We start from the raw sequence: 6,000 nt of genomic DNA on the forward strand, positions 1-6,000 counted from the left end.
GCCGGTTACGAGTCGGACGCCAGCAAACGGCGGTAGTGCCGATCCCGTACGCGCAAAAGGGCCGCACCGAGCAGCGCCGCGACCAGCGAGCCGAGCAGAACCCCCAGCTTGGCGCTTTGGTCTCGGGGGCTCCCGGCGCCGAAGGCGAGCTCGCCGATCAGCATCGACACGGTGAAGCCGACGCCGCCGAGCATCGCCATCCCGGCCACGTCCCACCAGTCCAGGTCGCCGTCGAGCTCGGCCCGGGTGAAGCGCTGCACCAGCCAGGTCGCCCCGGTGATGCCGATCGTCTTGCCGGCCACCAGGCCCACGACCACGCCGATCGTGACGGCGTTGCCGACGCTCACGCCCGCCACCGAGACCCCCGCCGCGAAGAACGCGAAGACGGGCACCGCCACCCCCGCCGAGACCGGCCGCCAGCGGTGCTCCAGACGCACGCCGCGCTTGACCGGCACCGTGAAGGCGAGCAGCACCCCGGCGACCGTGGCGTGAATGCCCGACTCGTGCACCAGCGCCCACGTCGCCACCGCCAGCGGAATCAAAATCCACCACGCTTGTACGCCCCGGCGCATGAGCACCGCGAACGCGGCCAGCGGGGCGAGGGCGAGCAGCAGCGGCACAACGTGCAGCGACGAGGTGAAGAAGACCGCGATGATCACGATGGCCAGCAGGTCGTCGACCACCGCGAGGGTCAGCAGGAACGTGCGCAGGCCGGTCGGCAGGGCGGTGTTGACCAGGCCGAGCACGGCCAGCGCGAAGGCGATGTCGGTGGCCGTCGGCACCGCCCAGCCCCGCGTCGCGCCACCGGCGTTGATCACCGTGTAGATCAGCGCGGGCGCCACCATGCCCCCGACCGCCGCGGCCACCGGCAGCGCGGCCCGGCGCGGATCGCGCAGGTCACCGGCGACGAACTCGCGCTTGAGCTCGAGTCCCGCCACGAAGAAGAAGATCGCCAGCAGTCCGTCGGCGGCCCACTCGGCCGCCGTGAGACCGAGGAAGTGGCTCTCGGAGATCTCCCGATAGGAGGCCGACCACGGCGAGTTCGCCCAGGCCAGCGCCAGCACGGTGGCCCCGAGCATGAGCAGGCCACCAGTGGTCTCGGTGCGGAGGATGGCGGCGATGCGCCGCACTTCGCGGCGCGCACCCCGGGCGAACAGGCGTGGACCGGGCACGGAAGCCTCCAGGGGTCGGCAAAACGGTCGCCGACCAGGCTTCCCGGCACACCCGGGCCCAGTTTAGTGCACCGGGCGCCGCTCCAGGGCCTGCCGCATCCAGCGCTGACCCCGGCCGAGCAGGGCCGCGAACGCGATCAGCAGGGTGGACGCCCAGGCCGAACCGTGCACGGTCAGGGTGCCGTCGTGCCCGGCCAGGAAGCCCACATAGACCAGCGCCGCGAAGACCGTGACGCCCAGCCACGCCCGCCAGTCGGCGACGATCGCGGCGATCACCCCGGCGGCCAGCGCCATCACCAGCAGCCGGGCCCCGGTCTCGGCCGGCGGGAACGCGGCCGCGCTCACGAACGCGGCGCCGATCACGCCGACGCAGCCGCCGGCCAGGCCGAACGCCACCTCATCAACATCGGGACTACGCATACGGCCATCGCACCGCCGCCGTCACGCGGCCGACAGGTTCGTTGACGGACCCGGTACGACCCGGCGCCGCTTGTTGACGGTTTGTTCACGCTTCCCGATCAGCAGACCGGCGCGTACGGCAGATCTCTGACGTAGCGCGGCCATTCGGCCGCGGTGAGGCCGCCGCCCAGCCGGCAGGCCTCCGGCGTGGGGTCGCGCAGGATGCCGAGGGTGCGGTCCACATTCCAGAGATTCACGTACGCGCCGTCGCCCGTCGCCAGGATCGGCCGGCTCCGGCTGAACGCGGTCCCGTCGACGTGGCCCCGCATCGTGGCGAGCAGGGCGGCCTGACCAGTCGACGGCACGCTCCACAGCTCGACCTCGTCCGAGCCGCTCAGCGCGAGCACCGACCCGTCCGCCGAGAACGCGCCGCCGATGATCCGCATGCCGCCGTCCCTCTCCCGCAGCGACGCCTTGGGGATCAGAACGGAGTCGGCGCCGGTCGCGGGCCGCCAGAGCCGGACGCCGTCGGTGGTCCAGTAGGCGATCGTGCCGCCGTCGGCGCTGACCGTGGCGCCGCTGCCGAAGCCGGGGTACGAGTGGGCGGCGATCGGGCGCGGGTGGGCCGGGTCCCGCAGGTCCCACAGCCCGATGGACTCGTCGTGCACGGTCCCGGTCGACATCGCCACGAGCTGGTGCCGGCCGCGGACGAACGACGCGCTGATCGCCGTCGGCATCGCGATCGAGGAGACCTTGCGGGCCTGCCCGCCGGCCGCGGTGCTGTAGAGGGCCAGCCCGACGTCGGACTGGACGACGGCGAGCCGGGCGGCCGGATCGAAGTCGAGAACGGTGGCGCCCATGGAGAGCACTCGCCGGGCCGGACGGCCGGGGCCGACGTCCCAGAGCCCCGACCCGGCCAGCGCGATCGCCGGCTGCTCCGGGCCCATCCGCACGGCGCCGTTCTCCGCCGCCTCCGCGTCCAGCGCCACCGGGCCGGTCAGGAGCTGGGGATGGGCGGGGTCCTTGATGTCCCAGGAAGCCGCGGTGGACCGCGAGCCGCTCGACGACTCGACCGCCATGGTCTCGCTCGCCGAGACGTCCAGCGACGCGACCGGTCCGGACTGCCGGACCGAGGCGATCCGAACCGGAGCGAGGGGGCTCGTGGCTCGCCACAGCATCGCGGTGTGCGTGGCGCCGAGGCTCGCGGTGAGCAGGGTCCCGCCGGACCCGCCCGGTCCGCCGCCGGGGGCGAAGGCCATCGAGGTCACCGAGTCGCCGTTGCCGTCGCGGGTGCCGGTCAGGATCGGCAAGGACGGATTCCGTACGTCCCACAGCGTCACATGCTCGTCGTTGTCCGCGATGGCCAGCAGGCCGCCGTCCGGCGCGAAGGCGAGCGTGGCCGCGTTCCGGGCGTCGGGCGGATAGACGAGGCGGCGCGGCTGGGCCCGGTCGGTCAGGTCGTAGAGCCACACCGGGTTGTCCACGGCGTCGAGCGCGATCGCGACCAGCGTGCCGGCCGGGTTGATTGCGATGTCCTTGACCGAGTCCAGCCGGTCGTACTGAGCGATCACGCTCGGCTTGGCCTGCCCCGAGCCCGACCAGACGGTCACGGTGTCACCGGTCGCCAGCAGGTACACCCCGTGGGCGTTCACGGCGGCGGCGGTGGCGTAGTCGCCCGTCCCGGTAACCCGCCAGAGGCGGCGCGGATGGCGGGGATCGCGGACGTCCCACATCGCGATGGCCGCGCCCGCGCTGGTGACCAGCCGTCCGGCGCCGGCGAACCGGACCAGCCGCCCGTCGCCGCGCTCGGCCGCGGCGGAGCTCAGCTGCCGCGGGGCGGCGAGGTCGTGCACGTCCCAGAGCTGCAGCCGCTTCCCGATCACGGCGACGGTCCGCCCGTCCGGGCTGAACGCGACGTCGTTGACGAACGGGTCGCCACTCTGGATCGTGCCGGCCATGACGGTGCCGGCCCAGAACGTCAGCGTCCCGTCGGTGCCGGCCAGCGCCACGACCTGCCCGTCCGGCCGGTACCGGGCCACCGCGACCGGGTGGTGCGCGGGGATCTCGCCGGAGTATCCGGTGGCGATCGCGTCGGTCAGGTTGGCCCGGGTGGTCTCGCTCGGGGTGAGGCCCATCGCCGTGGCCGCCAGGCGCAGCGACAACGCCGGGTCGGTCTGCCGAGCGTCCCGGGACTGCGTGACCAGGTTGTCGGCCACGGCCGTGTGCGCCACCCGCAGGGCGGCCGCCGCGCTGTCCCGGTCGGCCGCCCGCTCGCGCAGCACGATCCGGGCCGGCACGGCGGCGGCCAGCGCCAGCACGCAGACCGCCGCGGTCACCCGGACCACCCGCCGCATGGTGCGGCGCGCCCGCACGCGGGCCCGGGCCGCGTACGCCGCCCGTCGGGTCTCCGGGTCGACCGGCTCCGCGGTCAGCAACCGTTCGAGCAGCTCGGCGGCGGTCGGCCGCTTCGCCGGATCTTTCTCGAGAGTGGACGCCACGAGATCGCGGAAGCCGCCGGACAGTCCCGAGAGGTTGGGCGGCTGGGTGAGGATCTGGCCCGCGGTCGCCATCGGCGAGTCGCCGGCGAACGGGAGGTGACCGGTAGCCGCGTAGGTCACCACGACACCCCAGGCGAACACGTCGGCCGCCGGCGTGATGGGGATACCCCGGCCGGTGTCGAAGCGCTCCGGCGCCATGTACGCGAGGGTGCCGACCACGTGATCGGGCCGGGTGAGCGCGCTGGTCGGCTCGGTCGGCTGCGCGATGCCGAAGTCGATCACCTTGGGCGTGCCCAGCTTGAACAGCACGTTCGCCGGTTTGAGATCGCGGTGGATGATGCCGGCGCCGTGGATGGCGACCAGCGCGGTGGCCACCCCGATCGCGACACCGTGGACGTTCGCGGCGCTCAGCGGCCCCTGCTCGCGGACCACGTCGCCCAGGCTCGGCCCGTCCACGTACTCGACGACGAGATACGGGGTTTCGTGGTCGGGGTCGGCGTCGAGAACCTCGGCCGTGCAGAAAGGCGGCACCCGGCGGGCGCGTTCCACTTCGCTGCGAAATCGGGCGCGAAACTCGGGATCGCGGGAATTCTCCGGTTTGATGACCTTTATGGCGACCTGCCGGTCGCCGTGACCCTTGGCAAGGTAGACGGTTCCCATGCCGCCCTCGCCGAGGCGAGCCAGCAATTCGTAACCACCGAGCAGAACTGGATCGTCAATTCGCAGGGCGCTTGTCATCACGGCCGGCGTCTCTCATCAAGATCAATCAATATGAATCGCGCATCAGCACATTACAACCGCCGCGCCCGTGGCGAGGACTTCTGTCAAAGCTCCGTCAACGCCCGTTGCCGCCGCCCCGGCCCCGAGCGATGCTGGCTGCGGTGAGCCAGTACGACACAAGAGGAGTACGTCCGTGGCTCACCGCCGCACCGCCTTGGTCACCGGGGCAACGCACGGCATCGGGTACGAGGTGTCCCGCCGTCTGGCTCACCAGGACACCTTTGTCATCGTGCACGGGCCGACCCCCGGGGAGGCGCACGCCGCCGTCGACCGTCTGATCCGCGACGGCGCCGACCCGCACCGGCTGGAGCCGGTCGCGGCCGACTACGCGCGGATGGGCGACGTGCTCTCGCTGGCCCAAGCGATCACCCGCCGGCACGAGCGCCTCGACCTGCTGATCAACAACGCGGGCGTGGCCGTCCATCCGGCCGCGTTCCAGATCAACTACCTGGCGCACTACGCGCTGACCCGGCTGCTCGCCCCGTCCCTCACGGCGGCGGGCGGCCGGGTCGTCTCGGTGACCTCGGCGCTGCACCGCGAGGGCACTCTCGCCTTCGACCAGACCGGCCGGGCCGGGTACGCGAACGCGAAGCTCGCCCTGACCATGTTCACCCGGGCGCTCCGGGTCATCGCCGAGGACCGGATCCGCGCCTGCGCCGTGCACCCCGGCACGATCGGCACGGGCAGCTTCGACGTCTTCTACGGCCGGGGCGGGTTGCCGGTCGCCGACGGCGCCGCGGCCGTGCTGGGCGCCGGCGACGGCTTCTACTACGAGGGCTTCCTGCGGGCCGACGCCGCGCCGCCGGTCTACGACGACGCCTCGCTGCGCCACCTGTGGCGATCGTCGGCCCGGCTGCTCGGCTGGGACTACGCCGCGACGAAGAGCGCGGCGAACGGCTCGGCGAACGGCTCGGCGAACGGCTCGGCGAACGGCTCGGCGAACGGCTCGGCGAACGGCTCGGCGAACGGCTCGGCGAACGGCTCGGCGAAGAATGCCGTGAAGCCGGCGGCCTGAGGAGCTCAGCCGACGTGGACGTGCGGGCGCCGCTGCCGATCGGGCTCGGCCTGCCGGAGGATCTCCCGGGTCACCGGGGCCACCTCACCCTGCCCGAAGATCAGGTAGCGGATCACGTTCGCGAACGGGTTGCCCT

Annotated in this window: 4 protein-coding genes; 1 reads left to right on the forward strand and 3 read right to left on the reverse strand. The window is 72.9% G+C overall.

All coding sequences use genetic code 11. From position 1 onward, the window contains the following. Window positions 1–5: 5 nt before the first annotated feature. The 3 genes from nhaA to A3CQ_RS62105 all read right to left on the reverse strand — a co-directional run bounded on the left by nhaA (window position 6) and on the right by A3CQ_RS62105 (window position 4,807). Entirely contained in the window at window positions 6–1,172 is a 1,167-nt protein-coding gene (gene nhaA, locus A3CQ_RS52960; protein ID WP_245577235.1) for a Na+/H+ antiporter NhaA, read from the reverse strand. Window positions 1,173–1,235: 63 nt separating this feature from the next. After that, the gene (locus tag A3CQ_RS52965) at window positions 1,236–1,592 is read right to left on the reverse strand and encodes a hypothetical protein (protein ID WP_157295910.1); all 357 of its coding nucleotides are present in this window, start codon (window positions 1,590–1,592) and stop codon (window positions 1,236–1,238) included. Window positions 1,593–1,690: 98 nt separating this feature from the next. Then, window positions 1,691–4,807, reverse strand: coding sequence for a WD40 repeat domain-containing serine/threonine protein kinase (locus A3CQ_RS62105; RefSeq protein ID WP_084699086.1), 3,117 nt, complete (start codon window positions 4,805–4,807; stop codon window positions 1,691–1,693). 175 nt (window positions 4,808–4,982) lie between these two features. Here A3CQ_RS62105 and A3CQ_RS61675 point away from each other — a divergent pair, with 175 nt between their 5' ends. Continuing rightward, window positions 4,983–5,864 (forward strand): SDR family NAD(P)-dependent oxidoreductase, encoded by an 882-nt coding sequence (locus A3CQ_RS61675; protein ID WP_051115250.1) that lies wholly within the window; start codon window positions 4,983–4,985, stop codon window positions 5,862–5,864. Window positions 5,865–6,000: the final 136 nt, after the last annotated feature.

It is taken from the genome of Paractinoplanes globisporus DSM 43857 (assembly GCF_000379645.1).
GTDB classification, from domain to species: domain Bacteria; phylum Actinomycetota; class Actinomycetes; order Mycobacteriales; family Micromonosporaceae; genus Actinoplanes; species Actinoplanes globisporus.